We start from the raw sequence: 18,112 nt of genomic DNA on the forward strand, positions 1-18,112 counted from the left end.
CCTTTTTTGTTCAACGGTTGCGGCCGAAGTGATGTTCGCCTGCACCGCCGCTGCCTGGGCCGCCGCCGCCGCCGCCCAAGCCGCCGCCCACGCCGCCGCCCACGCCGGCGGTACCGCCGTTACGCTGGACACCGCCGCTGTTCGCGTCGAGACTTCCGCTCATGTGTTGCTGGCCGCCGCCATTTGCGACGAGACCTTCGCTTGTGCGCTGCAGGCCGCTGGCATTTACGCCGGTCGTGCCGCCCGCATGCTGCTGACCACCGCGGCCGGCGAGCGCATCACGGCTTGCCTGGCCGCGCTGCGTGTCCTGCCGCGCGGCTTTACCGTCGCCGGCGCCGCGCAGCGCGTTGTCGCGATTGACGTTCTGCGCGCGGTTCTGCAACTTGGGGTTCGCCGTGCCGCCGTGATGAATGCCTTGCACACGCTGGCGCGCGCTGCCGCCCAGATTCTGGCCAGTGCGGTTTTGCAGCGTCTGCTGCGCCCGAGCGCGGGCGTCGTCGCGGCCGCGATACGCATCGCGCTGTGCGCCGCCGACGTTATTGTTCAAGCTGCGATTGACATTCGCGTTGCCGACGTTGCGAATGATGCTGGTGTTGCGATTCCAGTTCGTTGTGCTGCCATTCGCGTTGATCCGGTTGTTCACATTGATAGTGTTGTACCGGTTCACGTTGATGTTGACGTCATGTGAGTTCCAGTCGAAGCCACCCCACAGCGCGTTCGCCACCGCGACGCCGGTGCCGAACGCGAGGCCCGCGACGAAACTGGTGCCGATCACATAACCGGGCGGCGGTGGCACATACACCGGCGGATACGCGGGATAAGGCCACATGCCGTAGACCACGGTCGGGTTGTAGGTCGGCACGTACACCATTTGCGGATTGGCCGGCACGATCTGAATCGTGCTCTGTTCGACCACGACCGTTTGCTGCGACGTCGTCTTCAGATTGCCCGCCGCCTGTGCCTGCCTGCGCAGACGCTGCACGGAGTCCATTACGTCGTTGGGCTGGGCGAGAAACGCGCTACCGAGTTGCGTCACCCAATCCGCTTTCGAGGCCATGATGGCGAGCACCTGCGGGAAGGCAACGAGCGACTGCACGCTCGGATCCCACGGCTCGGACGCGACAGCCTTGACGGCGCTGTCGCCTTGCAGCGTCGAGTTGACTCTGGACCGTATGGCCGCCGCCTGCACGTCTTGCGGAAACGTCGAGGCCATCAGCACCTGGGCGAGCAGGGCGTCCGGATAAAGGGCAATAGGCGCGGCCAGCGAATCGAGTTGCTGGTTCGACATTTTCGCGGTGCCTTGCGCATGGACGACGTCCGGCGCGGCCAGTCCGACGAATAGCGGCGCTACCGCAAAAACGGCACAAATAAGCATCACAGGCGAGCGATGTGCTCGGGATCGTTTCACGATGAATTCCTCCCGGTGGGGTTTATACGACGAGATGTCGGTGCGCAGCACGGGCTGCGTCGCTTCGCCGCGATGGAATACGGCGAGGAAATGGCGAGTCGGGCCGGTGTCCGGTGGGTGGTCGGACGGCTCGATCGGCACGGCACGATGCCGTGTAAAAGCGCTCGAACCGCTCCAATTGTTTCGCATCACCAGGCGATGCCGCATGCGGCGTATCGCAGCAAGTCACTCCCGCGTCGATCGTCGCATCGGCGCTGTCTGCTAAGGAGTTCTGCGTAAATTAAGGGGCGCGTCCGAATCCGTCAATCTTGTCTGAGGAAAGAACCTGTTGCGGATTAGCGTAAGTAATTGCTGAGCAATGCGTATTATTTTGCACGCGCGAGGTGCGTCGAAATCACGCGCTTCGTCGTGATTGCCGTGCGATAGAGGGGAGGGTAATGAGGAGGGAAAAAGAGGACGAAACAGGCCGGACTCTTCGATAGTCCGGCCGTTGGCACGCAGTCACTTCTGGTGTGGCGGCGAGTTCCCCAAAGGGCCCTCCTTCGGGGTAAGCGCCGCCGTGCGAGGCTTATTGCGCCGGTTGCGGCTTGTTCGACAGCGCCAGTCGCAGCAGATCGGCGACCGTGTTGACGTTGAGCTTTTCCATGATGTTCGCGCGGTGCGCTTCGACCGTCTTGATGCTGATGCCGAGGTCGTCGGCGATCTGCTTGTTCAGGCGGCCGGCGATGATGCGCTCGAGCACCTGATGCTCACGCGCGGTCAGCTTGCCGAGACGTTCTGCCGCGGCGCGCTGCTGCTGTACGCTGGTGCTTTCGCTGCGCGCCTTGTCGAGCATGCGCTCGACCAGCTTGCGCAACTCGGCTTCGTCGAACGGCTTTTCGATGAAGTCCATCGCGCCTTTTTTCATCGTGGACACGGCCATCGGCACATCGCCGTGGCCCGTCACGAAAATGATCGGCAGCGATGCGTTGTCGGCGATCAGGCGTTCCTGCAACTCGAGCCCGCTCATGCCGGACATCCGCACATCGAGAATCAGGCACGCGATCTGGCCCGGATGCTGATGCGGCTGCCATGCGTCGATGAACTGCTCGGCGCTGGAGAAGCATTGCACGCGGTAGCCGTTCGCCTCCAGCAGCCAGCGCAGCGAATCTCGCACGGCCTCGTCGTCATCGACGACAAAGACAGTTTCCTGTGTGGTGACTGGGCTGTTCATAGCTCTCCCGTAACGGTTTGTGGTGTCGGCGCCTGTGTCCCGCCGTTGCTCGGGCCATCAGGCTCTCCAATAGGCAGACTGCAATGGAACGTGGCGCCTGTGATGTGGCCGTCAGATTCGACGTTGTTGACCACCCACAGACGGCCGCGGTGCGATTCGATAATCGAACGGCAAATGTTCAGCCCCATGCCCATACCATCGGACTTGGTGCTGTAAAACGGTTCGAACAGCCGCTCGGCTGTCGCTTCGTCGACGCCCGGTCCCTGGTCGACGACGCTGATGCAGACAAACCCGCTCTCCAGCCTCACGACTACGCGGATCACCGGATCGACCGCATTCGGACGGGCTTCGGCCATCGCTTCGGCGGCGTTCTTCAGCAGGTTGACCAGCACCTGCTCGATCAGCACCGGGTCGACGTAGATCACCGGCAGGCGCGAGCGCAGATCCGTGACGATGCGAATGCGGCGCTTGCGCGCCTCGATTTCGGCCAGACCCACGGCATCGGCGACGATATCGGCCACGCGCGTGGCTTGCCGCTTCGGCTCGCTGCGCTTCACGAACTCGCGGATGCGCTTGATGATCATGCCCGCGCGCACCGCCTGCTGGGCGGTCTTTTCGAGCACTGGTAGCAGATTGTCAGGGGTCGTCCGACCGGATTTAACCAGTGCCACGGTTCCGGAGCAATAGTTATTGATCGCGGCGAGCGGCTGGTTCAGTTCGTGCGCGAGCGACGAGGCCATTTCGCCCATCGTCATCAGACGGCTGGTGAACTGCAGCTTCTCGTCTTGCTGGCGCGACAGCTCCTGGGCCTGCTTGCGGGTCGTGATGTCGGTTGCGATCTGCATCTGCGCGAGGTGGCCGTCCACCCACTGAATGTACTGGCGGCGCACTTCGAACCACTTCTGGATACTCTGCACGTAGATTTCCTGCGCATCGGCGGTGCTTTCGGTCAACGCGGCGGCGGGTAGGCCGGCGTAGGTATCCACCATATCGATCGAATCGGACGACGCCTGTGCGCTATCGAACCCGCCGCCCGCCAATTCCAGATGACCGTCCGGGCGAATGCCGAAGAGATGCCGGTAATAGCGGTTGGCGAACAGGAGTTCGGCTTCGTCGGCAGCCAGCACGGAGACGGCGGCGTCGAGACTTTCGAGCACCGTGGTGAAGCGCTCGTGCGCGGCGGCGAGTTCTTCGCGCGCGCGCTTCGGCTCGGTGATGTCGGTCATCGACGACATCCAGCCGGTCTGGCGGCCCGAACTGTCGATCAGCGGCGACACGTAGAGACGCGCATGGAACAGCGAGCCATCCTTGCGGCGCACCCGCAATTCGAAGCCGGAAGAGGGCGCCTTGCCGCGCAGCGTCATGTCGAGCTGGCGCTGCATTTCCGGGTAAGCGTCGCGCGGCCAGTAGGCGAACGGCGCGTTCTTGCCGACCAGATCGCTTTCGTCCCAGCCGGTCATGCGGCAAAACGCCGGATTGACGTGGGTGATGCGCCCATGCATGTCGAGCACGCGCATGCCGATCAGCACGGAGTTTTCCATCGCGCGACGGAAGAACGCTTCGGCGTACAGCGCCTGCTGCGCTTCGAAGCGTTGGCGCGTGTGTTTCCACAAGCTCCACAGGCTCCACAACACGAAACAGGAGAGACCCGCCACCAGCCACACCAGCGTGTTGTTGGTGAAGTTGGTCATCTGCGGGAACGCGTAGACGCGCACCGAGACGCCTTGGCCCGGCGGGTCGAGCGGCAGATCGTAGAACATGTCGCGCGGCAGGCGCGGGCGGGTCGACGTGGTGGTCAACTCGCGGTTGTTCACGTCGATGATCGAGATTTTGTACTTGGCGGACAGCTCAGGTGGAATGTCGTGCTTGAGGATGCCTTCCACCGAGAAGACGGCGGCGATCGTGCCGAGGAAGTCGCGGTCGCGGAACACCGGCGTTTGCAGCGTGATGTAGCCGTTGCCGAGGTCGTCGTAGATGAGCGGCGAATACACCTGGCGGCGCGTGTTGCGCGCCTCGGCGAAGGCGGCTTTGACGGCTTCGTCCATCTGCGTGTCGTTCGGCTTGGCCAGACGCTGGCCGAACACCGGCAGCGCGGTATTGGGCCAGCGCGGCTGTTGCTGGCTCGTGTACCAGTTCATGTAGAGGATCTCGGGATGCCCCTGCATGATGTCCGTGGTGGACACCTGGAACGAATGCGGATCGGCGTGGCCGGCGACCAGATCGCGCGCGAGCGCCTGGATCTGTTCCTGCGCGCCGGTCATGGACAGGCGGATCTGCTGCTGCGCCCACGCGACATTACGGTAAAGCGTGTCTTCCTGCTGTTGCTGTTCGCGCCGGTTCAGGCTCCACAAAATCAGACTCATGACGACCAGGAAGACCAGGATCGACAGGAGCGGCGTGAGCAAATAGGAATTGGACCACCACGGTCCGTGGTGCCAGCGGGAGGACGGCGTCGAATCCGCGGGCGAACCGGCGGTGCGCGCCGAGCGTGCGAAAAGCCGTTCGGTCAACATGCGTGGCATTGTAGCGCAGCGTGAAGCTAGCAAATGGCGCAAAAAAGCGCGGAAAGGACCATTAATCGGCGCAAACTAGCCAACGTATCCGTCGATCGGCAGTCAAATCAGGTTGCGCCGCAACAATTTTTCATATTATGAGATTCGATCTCGTAATTCGAAAATTTTGTTGCGTGGACGTCGGGACCCTTATTACAATCGGCCGAAGCTGCCGCGGCCGTGCTTCGTCCGCGTCGTCTGTTCAAAGAGCGTTCCTCTACATCCAGGAGACGAGCATGTCCGCTGTACCCGACGAAGTCATGAAATATGTCGCTGCTGAAAAAGACGACGATCCCCAGGAAACCGGCGAATGGCTTGAAGCGCTGGATGGCGTGATTTCTGCTGTGGGCCCAGATCGCGCTCACTACCTGATCGAGAAACAGATTGAATTCGCCCGCGTGCATGGCGAACATTTGCCGTTCTCGGCCAACACGCCTTACATCAATACGATCCCGGTTTCGCGTCAGGCGAAGATCCCCGGCGATCAGGACATCGAACACCGTATCCGCTCGTACACGCGCTGGAACGCCATCGCGATGGTGCTGCGCGCCGGCAAGGACACCAACGTCGGCGGCCACATCGCCTCGTTCGCTTCCGCCGCCACGTTGTACGACGTCGGCTACAACCACTTCTGGCACGCGCCGTCGGCCGAACATGGCGGCGATCTCGTGTTCGTGCAGGGCCACTCGTCGCCGGGCGTCTACTCGCGCGCGTTCCTGCTGGGCCGTCTGACCGAGAACCAGCTCGACAACTTCCGTCAGGAAGTGGGCGGCGAGGGCATCTCGTCGTATCCGCACCCGTGGCTGATGCCGGACTTCTGGCAATTCCCGACCGTCTCGATGGGTCTCGGCCCGATCATGGCGATCTATCAGGCGCGCTTCATGAAGTACATGCAGGCGCGCGGCATTGCGAAGACCGACGGCCGCAAGGTCTGGGCTTTCCTCGGCGACGGCGAGACGGATGAGCCGGAATCGCTCGGTGCGATCGGCATGGCCGGCCGCGAACGGCTCGACAACCTCGTGTTCGTGATCAACTGCAACCTGCAGCGCCTCGACGGTCCGGTGCGCGGTAACGGCAAGATCATCCAGGAACTGGAAAGCGAATTCCGCGGCGCCGGCTGGAACGTCATCAAGGTCATCTGGGGCAGCCGCTGGGACGCGCTGTTCCAACGCGACAAGTCGGGCGCGCTGATGCGCCGCATGATGGATGTGGTCGACGGCGAGTACCAGACGTACAAGTCGGAGTCGGGCGCGTATGTGCGCGAACACTTCTTCAACACGCCGGAACTGAAGGCGCTGGTCGCCGAATGGTCCGACGAGGAAATCTGGAATCTGAACCGCGGCGGCCACGATCCGCACAAGATCTACGCAGCGTTCCAGGAAGCGTCGAATTCGCAGGGCCAGCCGACCGTCATTCTCGCGAAGACGATCAAGGGCTACGGCATGGGCGAAGCCGGCCAGGCGATGAACATCACCCACCAGCAGAAGAAGCTGCACGTGGATCAGCTGAAGAAATTCCGCGACCAGTTCCGCCTGCCGATCGCCGACGAAGACCTCGTCAACGTGCCGTACCTCAAGTTCGAAGAAGGTTCGAAGGAACTGGAGTACATGCGCGCTCGCCGTCAGGACCTCGGCGGCTATCTGCCGGCGCGTCGCCAGAAGGCCGAGTCGCTGCCGGTGCCGGAACTGTCGGCATTCGAGCCGCTGTTGAAGGGCACGGGCGAAGGCCGCGAGATCTCCACGACCATGGCGTTCGTGCGGATCCTGAACATCCTGTTGAAAGACAAGGCGCTGGGCAAGCGCATCGTGCCGATCGTGCCGGACGAGTCGCGTACCTTCGGTATGGAAGGTTTGTTCCGCCAGATCGGTATCTGGAATCAGGAAGGCCAGAAGTACGTGCCGGAAGATTCCGACCAGCTGATGTTCTACCGTGAGTCGGAAACCGGGCAGATTCTGCAGGAGGGCATCAACGAAGCCGGTGGTATGGCCGACTGGATCGCAGCCGCGACGTCTTACTCGACGCACGGCGAGATCATGATTCCGTTCTACATCTTCTACTCGATGTTCGGCTTCCAGCGCATCGGCGATCTGGCATGGGCGGCGGGCGACATGCGTTCGCGCGGCTTCCTGCTGGGTGGCACGGCCGGCCGCACGACGCTGAACGGCGAAGGCCTGCAACACGAAGACGGTCACTCGCTGCTGTGGGCGGCTTCGGTGCCGAACTGCATCAGCTACGATCCGACGTTCGGTTACGAACTCGCGGTCATCATGCAGGACGGCCTGCGCCGCATGGTCGCGGATCAGGAAGACGTGTACTACTACGTCACGGTGATGAACGAGAACTACGAGCACCCGGCGATTCCGCAGGGCGAATCCGTAGCGGCCGACATCATCAAGGGCATGTACTCGTTCCGCAAGGCCGAAGCGGACAAGAAGGCGCCGCGCGTGCAACTGATGGGCGCGGGCACGATCTTCAACGAAGTGATCGCCGCCGCCGATCTGCTGAAGAACGACTGGGGTGTCGCCGCCGATCTGTGGAGCGTGCCGAGCTTCACCGAACTGGCTCGCGAAGGCCACGAAGTGCAGCGCTGGAACCTGCTGCACCCTACCGAAGAAAAGAAGCTCTCGCACGTCGAGAAGCTGCTCAAGGACGCACAAGGTCCGGTCATCGCCTCGACCGACTATGTGCGCGCGCTGACCGAACAGATCCGCGCGTTCGTGCCGCAGAAGTTCGTCGTGCTGGGCACGGATGGCTACGGCCGTTCGGACACGCGCGAAAAGCTGCGCCACTTCTTCGAAGTCGACCGCTACTGGGTCACGGTTGCCGCGTTGAATGCACTCGCAGATGAAGGCACGATCGAACGCAAGGTAGTCGCCGAGGCGCTCAAGAAGTACAACCTTGATCCCGCCAAACCCAACCCGATGACCGTCTAAGGCATCATTCCCCGTGTGCCATGGCGTGCGCGCCCGCCCCTGATCGCCAGGGGCAGGCCGCGTGCGCGGCCCAGGAGACACTAACAATGAGTCAAGCGATCGAAGTCAAGGTGCCGGACATCGGCGATTACAAGGACATTCCTGTGATCGAGGTGCTGGTGAAGGCGGGTGACACCGTCGAAAAAGAGCAATCGCTCGTTACGCTGGAATCGGACAAGGCGACCATGGACGTGCCGAGCTCGGCCGCCGGCGTCGTCAAGGAAGTGAAGGTCAAGGTCGGCGACAACGTGTCGGAAGGTTCGTTGATCGTCGTGCTGGAAGGTGCTGAAGGTGGCGCGGCTGCGCCTGCTGCGGCTCCGGCTCCGGCTCCGGCTCCGTCGGCGGCACCTGCTGCGGCCCCCGCGGCTGCGCCGGCACCCGCTCCCGCTGCGAGCGGTGGCGGTCTGCAGGAAGTCAAAGTGCCGGATATCGGCGACTACAAAGACATTCCCGTGATCGAAGTCGCGGTGAAGGTCGGCGATCGCGTCGAGAAAGAGCAGTCGCTGGTGACGCTCGAATCCGATAAGGCGACCATGGACGTGCCGAGTTCGGCTGCCGGCATCGTCAAGGAACTGAAGGTCAAGGTCGGCGATACCGTGTCGGAAGGCTCGGTGATCGTGGTCGTGGAAGCGGAAGGCGGCGCGGCTGCGCCGGCTCCGGCTCCCAGGCAGGAGGTCGAGAAGCCGTCCGACGCACCGGCTGCACCGTCGCCGGCTCCGGCGGCTCCGTCGGCGCTCGCCCAGGCACCGGTGATTCCGGCCGGCGAAGGCGGCGCGCGCCATGCGAGCCATGCATCGCCGTCCGTGCGCAAGTTCGCGCGCGAACTCGGCGTCGACGTGACGCAGGTGCAGGGCACGGGTCCGAAGGGCCGCATTACGCAAGCCGACGTGACCGCCTTCATCAAGGGCGTCATGACCGGCCAGCGTGCCGCGCCTGCTGGCGCTGCCGCACCGGCTGCCGCGGGTGGCGGCGAGTTGAATCTGCTGCCGTGGCCGAAGGTCGACTTCACGAAGTTCGGTCCGATCGATCCGAAACCGCTGTCGCGCATCAAGAAAATTTCGGGCGCGAATCTGCATCGCAACTGGGTCATGATTCCGCACGTCACGAACAACGACGAAGCGGATATCACCGATCTCGAAGCGCTGCGCGTGCAGTTGAACAAGGAAAACGAAAAGGCCGGTGTGAAGATCACCATGCTGGCTTTCGTGATCAAGGCCGTGGTTTCCGCCCTGAAGCAGTTCCCGACGTTCAACGCCAGCCTCGACGGCGATAACCTGGTGTTCAAGCAGTACTTCCATATCGGCTTTGCGGCTGATACGCCGAACGGTCTGGTCGTTCCTGTCATTCGCGATGCGGATAAGAAAGGTTTGATCGAGATCGCCAAGGAAATGGCCGAGCTGTCGAAGGCTGCGCGCGATGGCAAGCTCAAGCCGGATCAGATGCAAGGTGGGTGCTTCTCGATTTCTTCTTTGGGTGGCATTGGCGGCACGAACTTCACGCCGATTATCAATGCGCCTGAAGTCGCCATTCTCGGGTTGTCGCGTGGCGCGATGAAGCCGGTTTGGGATGGCAAGCAGTTTGTGCCGCGTCTGATCTTGCCGCTTTCTTTGTCGTATGACCATCGTGTGATTGATGGTGCTGCGGCGGCGCGGTTCAATGCGTATCTTGGGGCGCTTCTTGCCGATTTCCGGCGTGTGATTCTTTGATGTGGTGATTGGGTTGCGCGGGGCGCGGGTTTTTTGTTTGTTATCCGCGTCTCTCGTTGAACTTGCATTCATGTCGGTCTATTAGTGTTGCCCCTGTGCGGGGCGGCACCTACTTTTCTTTGTCTTCCAAAGAAAAGTAGGCAAAAGAAAGGCGCGTCCTTGGGCGGACAGCAAAGGCTGATTCTGTCCAGAACGTCGCCAGCCTTCAGGCCGAAGTGAAGTGCGTTCGTCTCATCACGATCAATAAGAGAAGGGGACACTAATGAGTCTCGTCGAAGTAAAAGTGCCGGATATCGGTGACTTCAAGGATGTCGATGTCATCGAAGTCAATATCAAAGCGGGCGACGTCATCGAGAACGAACAGGCGCTGATGACGCTCGAGTCCGATAAGGCCTCCATCGAAGTGCCGAGCGATACCGCCGGCACGGTCAAGGAAGTCCGCGTCAAAGCCGGCGACAAAGTCTCGCAAGGCACGGTGATCGCGCTCGTCGAAACATCGGCGGACGCGGCTCCCGCGAAAGATGCACCGAAGGCTCCGGCCAAGGAACCTGAGAAAGCGCTCGCTCAAGCGGAAGCAAAACCGCAGGCGGCGGCTCCGGCCAAGGCGGCTGCGCCCGCTCCGCAAGCCGGTAGCTTCTCCGGCAACGCGGATATCGAGTGCGACATGCTCGTGCTCGGTTCGGGCCCCGGCGGCTATTCGGCGGCGTTCCGTTCTGCTGACCTGGGTATGAAGACGGTGCTGGTCGAACGTTACTCGACGCTCGGCGGCGTATGTCTGAACGTCGGCTGTATTCCGTCGAAGGCGCTGTTGCACACGGCGCTGGTGATCGACGAAGCCGAAGCGCTCGGCTCGCACGGCATCACGTTCGGCAAGCCGCAAATCGATCTCGACAAGCTGCGCGACTTCAAGTCGGGCGTCGTCAAGAAGCTCACCGGCGGTCTCGCCGGCATGGCGAAGATGCGCAAGGTCGAAGTGGTCACGGGCACGGGTTCGTTCGTCGATCCGCATCATATGGAAGTGCAGGTCGAGGGCGGCAAGAAGGTCGTCAAGTTCAAGCAGGCGATCATCGCCGCGGGCTCGGAAGCGGTAAAGCTGCCGTTCATTCCGGAAGATCCGCGTGTGGTCGATTCGACCGGCGCGCTTGAACTGCGGCAGATTCCGCAACGCATGCTGGTGATTGGCGGCGGCATCATCGGGCTGGAAATGGCCACGGTGTACGCGACGCTCGGCGCGCAGATCGACGTGGTCGAAATGCTCGACGGCCTGATGGCCGGCGCGGACCGCGATCTGGTCAAGGTCTGGGAGAAGTACAACAGCAAGCGTTTCGCCAATGTCATGCTGAAGACCAAGACCACGGCGGCGGAAGCGAAAGACGACGGCATCTATGTGTCGTTCGAAGGCGAGAAGGCCCCGGCCGAAGCGCAACGCTACGACCTCGTGCTGGTTGCCGTCGGCCGTTCGCCGAACGGCAAGAAGATCGGCGCGGACAAGGCAGGCGTCGCGGTGACGGATCGCGGCTTCATCGACGTGGACAAGCAGATGCGCACCAACGTGCCGCACATCTTCGCGATCGGCGATATCGTCGGTCAGCCGATGCTGGCGCACAAAGCCGTGCATGAAGCTCACGTCGCCGCCGAAGTCGCACACGGCGAAAAGGCCTACTTCGATGCGCTGCAGATTCCGTCGGTGGCGTACACCGATCCGGAAGTGGCGTGGGCCGGCAAGACGGAAGACCAGTTGAAGGCCGAGGGCATCAAGTACGGCAAGGCGGTGTTCCCGTGGGCCGCTTCGGGCCGCGCGATCGCCAACGGCCGAGACGAAGGCTTCACCAAGCTGCTGTTCGATGAGGAAACGCATCGTGTGATCGGCGGAGGGATTGTCGGTTTGAATGCGGGCGACCTGATCAGCGAAGTCTGTCTCGCGGTCGAAATGGGTGCGGACGCAACGGATATCGGCAAGACGATTCACCCGCATCCGACGCTTGGCGAATCGATCGGGATGGCCGCCGAGTTGTACGAAGGCGTCTGTACCGACCTGCCGCCGCAGAAAAAGAAGTAAGGCGATTCGGCCCGTCTGCACTCGTGCAGGCGGATTCGATGATGCAAATAAAAACGGCGCGCCCCGCAAAGGGCGCGCCGTTTTTTTCTTTGGGCAGCAGAGTGGGGCGGTTGCCGCGCGACGACGGCGTCATCAATACATGCTGAACGACTCGGGCGACGGCGAAAAGCGTCGGGTAAAAAAATCCCGGCCTTTCGCCGGGCAAACGATACGCCGTTCAACGTATCGGAGCGTTCGGCCAATTAACACCGTGTGGGCGGCAACGACACGACGCTGTTGCTTGCGGTAACGCCGGCACAGCGTTCGAGCTGTGCCGGCGTTGGATGATGCCTGCAGAGTGATGCTTGAGACTGAAGCTTAGACTGCCTTCTTGGCCGAGCGCGATGCTTGCGCGGCGGCTTGCGAAGCTGCCTTCGATGCGGCCGTTGCAGCTGCATTGAAGTTGCTTTCAGCGATTTCGACAGCTTGCTTCGTTGCCTTGTGAACCGTTTCGTACGTGGTGTTAGCGGCGGTGATAGCCGACTTCATCACGGCGACAGCGGTTTCCGAACCAGCCGGTGCATTCTTGGCGACGTTCTCGACGAGCGATTGGACCTTGCGGTTCTGCTCTTCGAATTGCGCTTCCGCGACGCGGGTGAATTCACCTTGCGTTGCCGAAACGATCTCATACACGTGGCGGCCGTACGACAGCGCCTTTTCAGCCACCGGCTGTGCAAGGCTTGCTTGCAGAGCCAGCAATTCTTGCGCGTCCTTGACCGACAGGGCGCGTTGAGCATTTTCCTGGCTTTCCGCGAGCGTCGATTTCACGACTTGCAGGTTCAGCTCAACCAGCTTTTCGACGCCTTCGAATGCTTTGGTCGTCAGGCCGAACAACGTTTCAAAGTTGGCTTTCTGGGCTGCGGCGAATTGCTCAGGGGTCAGCAGAGTCATGGTTTACGCTCCTGGATCGCGGTCTGTCTGTGCGGACCGCATTGGGTGAATGGTGAGACACATGGGTGCGTCCCGCCGGACCGCGATGTATTGTGCATCGCAGCAATGGTTCCCATTTTAGGATGGTTACAAAGAATGTCAAGCGCTTTTTGTGCGTCGCACAATATTAAGAAACTACTGATAAAACATAGTGTTATGCGATCGGCATGACATCCTTATGACGCAGGTCGATTTAACCGCCGCACCGCGCCGGTGCCTAATCATGCCGTATTTATTACTGAATTGTAAGGTCAATTTGACCGACAAACGCGGGCTATGCGGGGACGCTAACATCCGGCAATTGTTAAAAAAGTCTTCGGAGGCCGATTTGGTGTAAACCGGAAAGTGTCACGGAACGTTAATGCTTCATGCTGGTCGAATGCGCGTTGCGGTCTGCAGCAGGCGTTTAACAACTTCGCTGCGCGACTGCTGCCGCGTGCTGTTGCACTGGTAGTTTGACCGCCCGTGCTCTGACCGTATTTCCCCTGATCAAGGTTGTCTCGAAATTGCCGTTATGCTGGAAGAATCACCTCGATTCCGGCGTATGGCGGCAGCGGCGAGGCGTAACGTGCCGGCGATCGTTTTTTTCGATCGATGCACGGCACTTATTCGTGTTTTTGCGATCGGAGCTTACAAGCCGGTTTAAGGAGCGCGTATAAGTGCTTCAAATTGCTAATTTTTCGTTGTTTTACTACACTTGCGGAAACCTCTCGCCGCTCCCTACCGAACACCCATGAAAACCGACATGTTTTCGTCGCTAAAAGTGATCCACGGCGCGGCCCGCAGCACCGCTCTGTCGGTGGCCGCCTCCATGGTCATCGCGGCGGCGTTCGCCACGCCCGTGAGCGCTTTTGCCGCCACGCCCGATGCACCTGCAAAAACCTCCAAACACGCCAAAGCGGCCAAGAAGCCGGCTGCCGCTCCTGAAAAGGTGTCGGGCAAGGCCTCGAAAGCGACCAAAGCCGCGGCTGCAAAAACCGTAGCCGCTGACGACGACGCGCCGCGCGCGGGCGTCAAGCGCAAGCGCGTGACCTACACGTCGAACGGCCGTCACCACTCGGTGGTGCGCCGCATCGCGTACGAACCGCGTCAGCCGAGCGTCGGCCAGGCTTTCGGTCTGCACGAAACGCCGGACGCGCTCATGCTGCGCTCGAGCGTCGCCTACGTGATCGATCAGAACTCGGGCGAGTCGCTGTTCGACAAGAACTCGCGCGCCGTGGTGCCGATCGCGTCGATCACCAAGCTGATGACCGCGATGGTGGTGCTCGACTCGAAAGAGCCGATGACCGACCAGATCGAAGTCACGGACGAAGACCGGGACTACGAAAAGAACACCGGCTCGCGTCTGTCGGTGGGCTCGGTGCTCTCGCGTGAAGACATGCTGCATATCGCGCTGATGGCGTCGGAAAATCGCGCGGCCGCGGCGCTGTCGCGCTATTTCCCGGGCGGCCGTCCGGCGTTCCTCGCGGCCATGAACGCGAAGGCCAAGCAGCTCGGCATGACCGACACGCACTTTGAAAACCCCACGGGTTTGACGAGCCAGAACGTGTCGAGCGCGCGCGACCTCGTGAAGATGGTCAACGCGGCGTATCAGTATCCGGTGATCCGCAGGTTCTCGACCGATCACAGCTACGAGGTGTACACCGGCAAGCGCTCGCTGGCGTACAACAGCACCAATGCGCTGGTGCGTAACCCCACGTGGGACATCGGTCTGCAAAAGACCGGCTTTATCAACGAAGCGGGTGAGTGCCTCGTGATGCAGGCGACCATTCACGGCCGTCCGATGATCATGGTGTTGCTCGACTCGTCGGGTAAGTACTCGCGGTTCGCGGACGCCACGCGTCTGCGCACGTGGCTGGATAACGGCGGCGGCGAGGCGCGGATTACTAGTGCGGACGCCAGCGGTCCGGGTACCTGAAGCGTTGGTTCGGTGGCCGGTTTCCGGACCGGCCGCATGAAAACAAAAAGCCTCGCAACTGCGAGGCTTTTTTGTTTCTTGAGCGTAAGCCCAGCGCCGGGCTACGCGTGATGGCTATGCGAATGGTCCTGCGCGGGTTGCGGCCGGTAGCCGAGCGACGCGGAGATCATCAGCGCCGTCTGGCTAAGCTGGCCGAGCCAGGAATCCTGCAAGCGATCCGCCGGCGCCGACAGCGACAGACCGGCAACCAGTTTGCCGGTGTCGTCGTAGATGCCGGCGGCGATGCAGCGCACGCCGAGTTCCAGCTCTTCGTTATCGCGCGCGCAGGCCTGCTGGCGCACGTGCGAGAGCTCGCGCTCCAGTTTGGTCAGGTCGGTGATGCTGTTCTGCGTGTGGCCCGACAAGCCGGTGCGCGTGGCGTAGGCCCTCACGCGAGTGGATTCGTCGGCGGCGAGGAACAGCTTGCCTACCGAGGTCAGATGCAACGGCGCCCGTCCGCCGATGGCGCGCACCACCTGCATGCCGGAACGCTCGGAATAAGCACGTTCGATATAGACGATCTCGTCGCCCTGACGTACCGACAGATTCACGGTCTGGCCCGTCTGACGATGCAGTTCGCGCATCGGCGTGAGCGCCGCGTCGCGCACCGACAGGCGCGCCTTCACCAGATTGCCCAGTTCGAGCAGGCGCATGCCGAGACGATAGGTGCCGGGATCCGACCGGTCGACCAGCCGGCACATCACCATGTCGTTCAGGATGCGGTGCGCGGTGGACGGATGCAGCTCCGTGCGGATGGCGAGTTCTTTCAGGCTGACCGGGTCGCTATGCGCGGCGAGTGCGTCGAGCAAGCGCATCATGCGTTCGATCACCTGGATCGAAGTTTTGGGATCCGGGTTCGTGTCGCTCATGGGAGGAATCGGTTGACGCGTCAAACAGCGGAAATTGATTGTATCCCGTATTGTGAAAAGAAGGAAAGCGATTGGAACGCCAATTCCAATTTCAGCGGCTTTCGTCCTATGCCTTCCGGCCGTTGGTATTGTGCGGCAAACAGCGGATAATCAGGGACGTTTTCCCGAAGGAGGGCTCATGCGAGTCGGATTGTTCGTTACCTGCCTGATCGACCTGATGCGTCCCGAGATCGGTTTTTCGGTCATCAAGCTGATCGAAGGCGCCGGATTCGAGGTGGTGGTGCCACCCGCCCAAACCTGTTGCGGTCAACCCGCGTACAACTCCGGGGAACGGCGCATCGCGCGCGATCTGGCCGAGAAAACCCTGCGCGAGTTCGAACAGTTCGATTACGTCGTGGTCCCGTCCGGTTCGTGCGGCGGCATGATCCGCGTGCATTACGGCGATCTCTTCGCCGATGATCCGGAACTGATGAACCGCTTCGGCCGGCTGCGCGCCAAGGTGTTCGAACTGACCGATTTCCTCGTGAACGTGGCCAAGGTGCAATTGCAACCGGGCGAGTTCGCGGGTCAGGTCACGTATCACGATTCCTGCTCCGGGCTGCGTGAGCTCGGCGTGAAGGCGCAGCCGCGCGCTTTGCTGGCGCAGGTCGGCGTTACGGTGAACGAGATGAAGGATTGCGAGCATTGCTGCGGCTTCGGCGGCACCTTCGCGGTCAAGTACGGCAACATCTCCACGGCGATCGTCGACGAAAAGTGCGCGAATATCAGTGCAAGCGGCACCGGCACGGTGGTGCTCGGCGACCTCGGCTGCATGCTCAATATTGAAGGCCGTTTGCGGCGTACCGGCGACGCCACCACGCGCGTGCTGCACATCGCGCAGGTGCTGGCCGGCGACGTGTAACGCTGATTTTCAGATTCGCGCGCTTGACTCGTACTTCAGTCGCGCTTCGCCTGTTTTGCCCGCTTCGCTCGAATACGCACAAGGCCGCCATGCAAGTCCAATCGATGCAATTCAAGGCACGCGCCGGTCAGAAACTCGCCGACCAGCGTCTGCAGCAGAACCTCACCAAGCTGTCGACCAAGTTTGTGTCGGCCCGCGCCACGGCCATGACAGCGATTGATTTTCCCGCCACGCGCGCCGCGCTGAAGGAGCGCCGCAATCGCGCGCTGGAGAATCTCGACGTGTGGCTGGAAACCTTCGAGCGCGAAGCGGCCCGGCGCGGCGTGACGGTGCTGTTTGCCGAGACGACCCAGGAGGCCGCGCGGCTCGTCGGCGACATTGCGCGCCGGCACGAGGTGAAGAAGGTCATCAAGACCAAGTCGATGGTCACCGAAGAAATGCGCCTGAACGAAGTGCTCGGGCAAATGGGTGTCCAATCCATCGAAACCGATCTGGGCGAGTACATCCTGCAGATCAACGACAACGAGCCGCCGAGCCACATCATCGCCCCGGTCGTCCACAAGGATAAGGACGAGATCGCCGACCTGTTCGCGAAGACTCACAACCGGCCGCGCCTGACCGAAATTACCGACATGACGCGCGAAGCGCGCGAGATGCTACGCCCGCATTTCATGACCGCGGACATGGGCGTGACCGGCGGCAATTTCGTGGTGGCGGAAACGGGCTCGGTCGTGCTGGTCACGAACGAGGGCAACGAAGGCATGTGCACCGTGATGCCGCGCGTGCATGTGGCGGTGACGGGCATCGAGAAAGTGCTGCCTACGCTCGAAGACCTGGCCACGGCGATGCGTCTATTGCCGCGCTCAGCGACCGGGCAGACCACCTCGAACTATTTTTCCGTGTTGACGGGGCCGCGCGGCGAGGGCGACCAGGACGGTCCCGAGCATATGTATGTGGTGCTCGTCGACGGCGGGCGCACGGGGCTGATCGGCGGCGACTTCCAGGAAATGCTGAGGTGCATCCGCTGCGGCGCGTGCATGAACCATTGCCCGGTGTATCAGAAGGTGGGCGGCCACGCGTACGGCTGGGTCTATCCCGGCCCGATGGGTTCGGTGTTGACGCCGAGCTACGTCGGCATCGACAAGGCGCTGGATTTGCCGCAGGCCGCGACGTTGTGCGGCGAGTGCAACAGCGTGTGCCCGGTGGGCATTCCGCTATCCGATCTGTTGCGCAAGCTGCGCGAGAAGCAGGTGGAGCGGCATCTGCGGCCCTGGAAAGAGCGCGCCGGACTTGCCGTGTGGGGTTTTCTGGCGCTGCATCCGGATGCGTACGCGCTGTTCACGAAGCTTGCCGTGCGCGTGCTGGAACGCATGGGCGGAAGGAATCGGTCGATCGCCAAATTGCCGTTGGGCGGCGCGGGCTGGACCAATACGCGGGATATGCCCGCTCCGGTCGGTCGAACGTTCAGGGAGTTGTACGCGGCGCAGCGCAGTCATATCGGCTGAG

Annotated in this window: 11 protein-coding genes; 6 read left to right on the top strand and 5 right to left on the bottom strand. The window is 61.9% G+C overall.

The genetic code is table 11. The features are described 5' to 3' along the window. Positions 1–10: 10 nt before the first annotated feature. The 3 genes from B0G74_RS04445 to fixL form a co-directional block, all read right to left on the bottom strand. Positions 11–1,408 carry a DUF3300 domain-containing protein gene (locus tag B0G74_RS04445; RefSeq protein ID WP_243658247.1) on the bottom strand — a complete coding sequence of 466 codons (1,398 nt, stop codon included), beginning with the start codon at positions 1,406–1,408 and terminating at the stop codon, positions 11–13. A gap of 568 nt (positions 1,409–1,976) precedes the next feature. Then, entirely contained in the window at positions 1,977–2,621 is a 645-nt protein-coding gene (fixJ, locus tag B0G74_RS04450; RefSeq protein ID WP_006051254.1) for an oxygen response regulator transcription factor FixJ, read from the bottom strand. Next, complete coding sequence (gene fixL / locus B0G74_RS04455) at positions 2,618–5,134, bottom strand: oxygen sensor histidine kinase FixL (RefSeq protein WP_132376838.1); 2,517 nt, start codon at positions 5,132–5,134, stop codon at positions 2,618–2,620. The genes fixJ and fixL overlap by 4 nt, the downstream gene beginning before the upstream one ends. Positions 5,135–5,409: 275 nt before the next feature. Between fixL and aceE the strand changes: the two genes are divergently transcribed. From aceE to lpdA, 3 genes are all read left to right on the top strand, one after another. Further along, positions 5,410–8,106 (top strand): pyruvate dehydrogenase (acetyl-transferring), homodimeric type, encoded by a 2,697-nt coding sequence (gene aceE, locus B0G74_RS04460; protein ID WP_132373818.1) that lies wholly within the window; start codon positions 5,410–5,412, stop codon positions 8,104–8,106. Between the two features lie 86 nt (positions 8,107–8,192). Then, positions 8,193–9,851, top strand: a complete 1,659-nt coding sequence (gene aceF, locus B0G74_RS04465; RefSeq protein ID WP_132373819.1) for a dihydrolipoyllysine-residue acetyltransferase — start codon at positions 8,193–8,195, stop codon at positions 9,849–9,851. 262 nt (positions 9,852–10,113) lie between these two features. Beyond that, entirely contained in the window at positions 10,114–11,910 is a 1,797-nt protein-coding gene (lpdA, locus tag B0G74_RS04470) for a dihydrolipoyl dehydrogenase (protein WP_132373820.1), read from the top strand. A 357-nt stretch (positions 11,911–12,267) separates the two neighbouring features. Here the strand turns inward: lpdA and B0G74_RS04475 are convergent, their stop codons facing one another. Then, positions 12,268–12,840 carry a phasin family protein gene (locus B0G74_RS04475; RefSeq protein WP_095418901.1) on the bottom strand — a complete coding sequence of 191 codons (573 nt, stop codon included), beginning with the start codon at positions 12,838–12,840 and terminating at the stop codon, positions 12,268–12,270. A gap of 772 nt (positions 12,841–13,612) precedes the next feature. Here B0G74_RS04475 and pbpG point away from each other — a divergent pair. After that, positions 13,613–14,797 (top strand): D-alanyl-D-alanine endopeptidase, encoded by a 1,185-nt coding sequence (gene pbpG, locus B0G74_RS04480; protein ID WP_132373821.1) that lies wholly within the window; start codon positions 13,613–13,615, stop codon positions 14,795–14,797. A 101-nt stretch (positions 14,798–14,898) separates the two neighbouring features. On the opposite strand, the gene B0G74_RS04485 is transcribed toward pbpG, so the two are convergent. Further along, complete coding sequence (locus tag B0G74_RS04485) at positions 14,899–15,705, bottom strand: IclR family transcriptional regulator (protein WP_132373822.1); 807 nt, start codon at positions 15,703–15,705, stop codon at positions 14,899–14,901. A gap of 178 nt (positions 15,706–15,883) precedes the next feature. On the opposite strand from B0G74_RS04485, the gene B0G74_RS04490 reads away from it, so the two are divergent. Next, positions 15,884–16,606: a (Fe-S)-binding protein gene (locus tag B0G74_RS04490; RefSeq protein ID WP_132373823.1), complete on the top strand. Its 723-nt coding sequence runs from the start codon at positions 15,884–15,886 to the stop codon at positions 16,604–16,606. Positions 16,607–16,695: 89 nt separating this feature from the next. Next, positions 16,696–18,111, top strand: a complete 1,416-nt coding sequence (locus tag B0G74_RS04495) for a lactate utilization protein B (RefSeq protein WP_132373824.1) — start codon at positions 16,696–16,698, stop codon at positions 18,109–18,111. Position 18,112 lies beyond the last annotated feature (1 nt).

The organism is Paraburkholderia sp. BL9I2N2 (assembly GCF_004339745.1).
Taxonomy (GTDB): Bacteria; Pseudomonadota; Gammaproteobacteria; order Burkholderiales; family Burkholderiaceae; genus Paraburkholderia.

Bases quoted from the DNA above. Each gene is read 5' to 3' on its own strand.
- pbpG (WP_132373821.1), top strand. From the start codon at position 13,613: ATGAAAACCGACATGTTTTCGTCGCTAAAAGTGATCCACGGCGCGGCC.
- B0G74_RS04485 (WP_132373822.1), bottom strand. From the start codon at position 15,705: ATGAGCGACACGAACCCGGATCCCAAAACTTCGATCCAGGTGATCGAA.
- aceF (WP_132373819.1), top strand. From the start codon at position 8,193: ATGAGTCAAGCGATCGAAGTCAAGGTGCCGGACATCGGCGATTACAAG.
- B0G74_RS04490 (WP_132373823.1), top strand. From the start codon at position 15,884: ATGCGAGTCGGATTGTTCGTTACCTGCCTGATCGACCTGATGCGTCCC.
- B0G74_RS04495 (WP_132373824.1), top strand. From the start codon at position 16,696: ATGCAAGTCCAATCGATGCAATTCAAGGCACGCGCCGGTCAGAAACTC.
- fixL (WP_132376838.1), bottom strand. From the start codon at position 5,134: ATGTTGACCGAACGGCTTTTCGCACGCTCGGCGCGCACCGCCGGTTCG.
- aceE (WP_132373818.1), top strand. From the start codon at position 5,410: ATGTCCGCTGTACCCGACGAAGTCATGAAATATGTCGCTGCTGAAAAA.
- B0G74_RS04475 (WP_095418901.1), bottom strand. From the start codon at position 12,840: ATGACTCTGCTGACCCCTGAGCAATTCGCCGCAGCCCAGAAAGCCAAC.
- fixJ (WP_006051254.1), bottom strand. From the start codon at position 2,621: ATGAACAGCCCAGTCACCACACAGGAAACTGTCTTTGTCGTCGATGAC.
- lpdA (WP_132373820.1), top strand. From the start codon at position 10,114: ATGAGTCTCGTCGAAGTAAAAGTGCCGGATATCGGTGACTTCAAGGAT.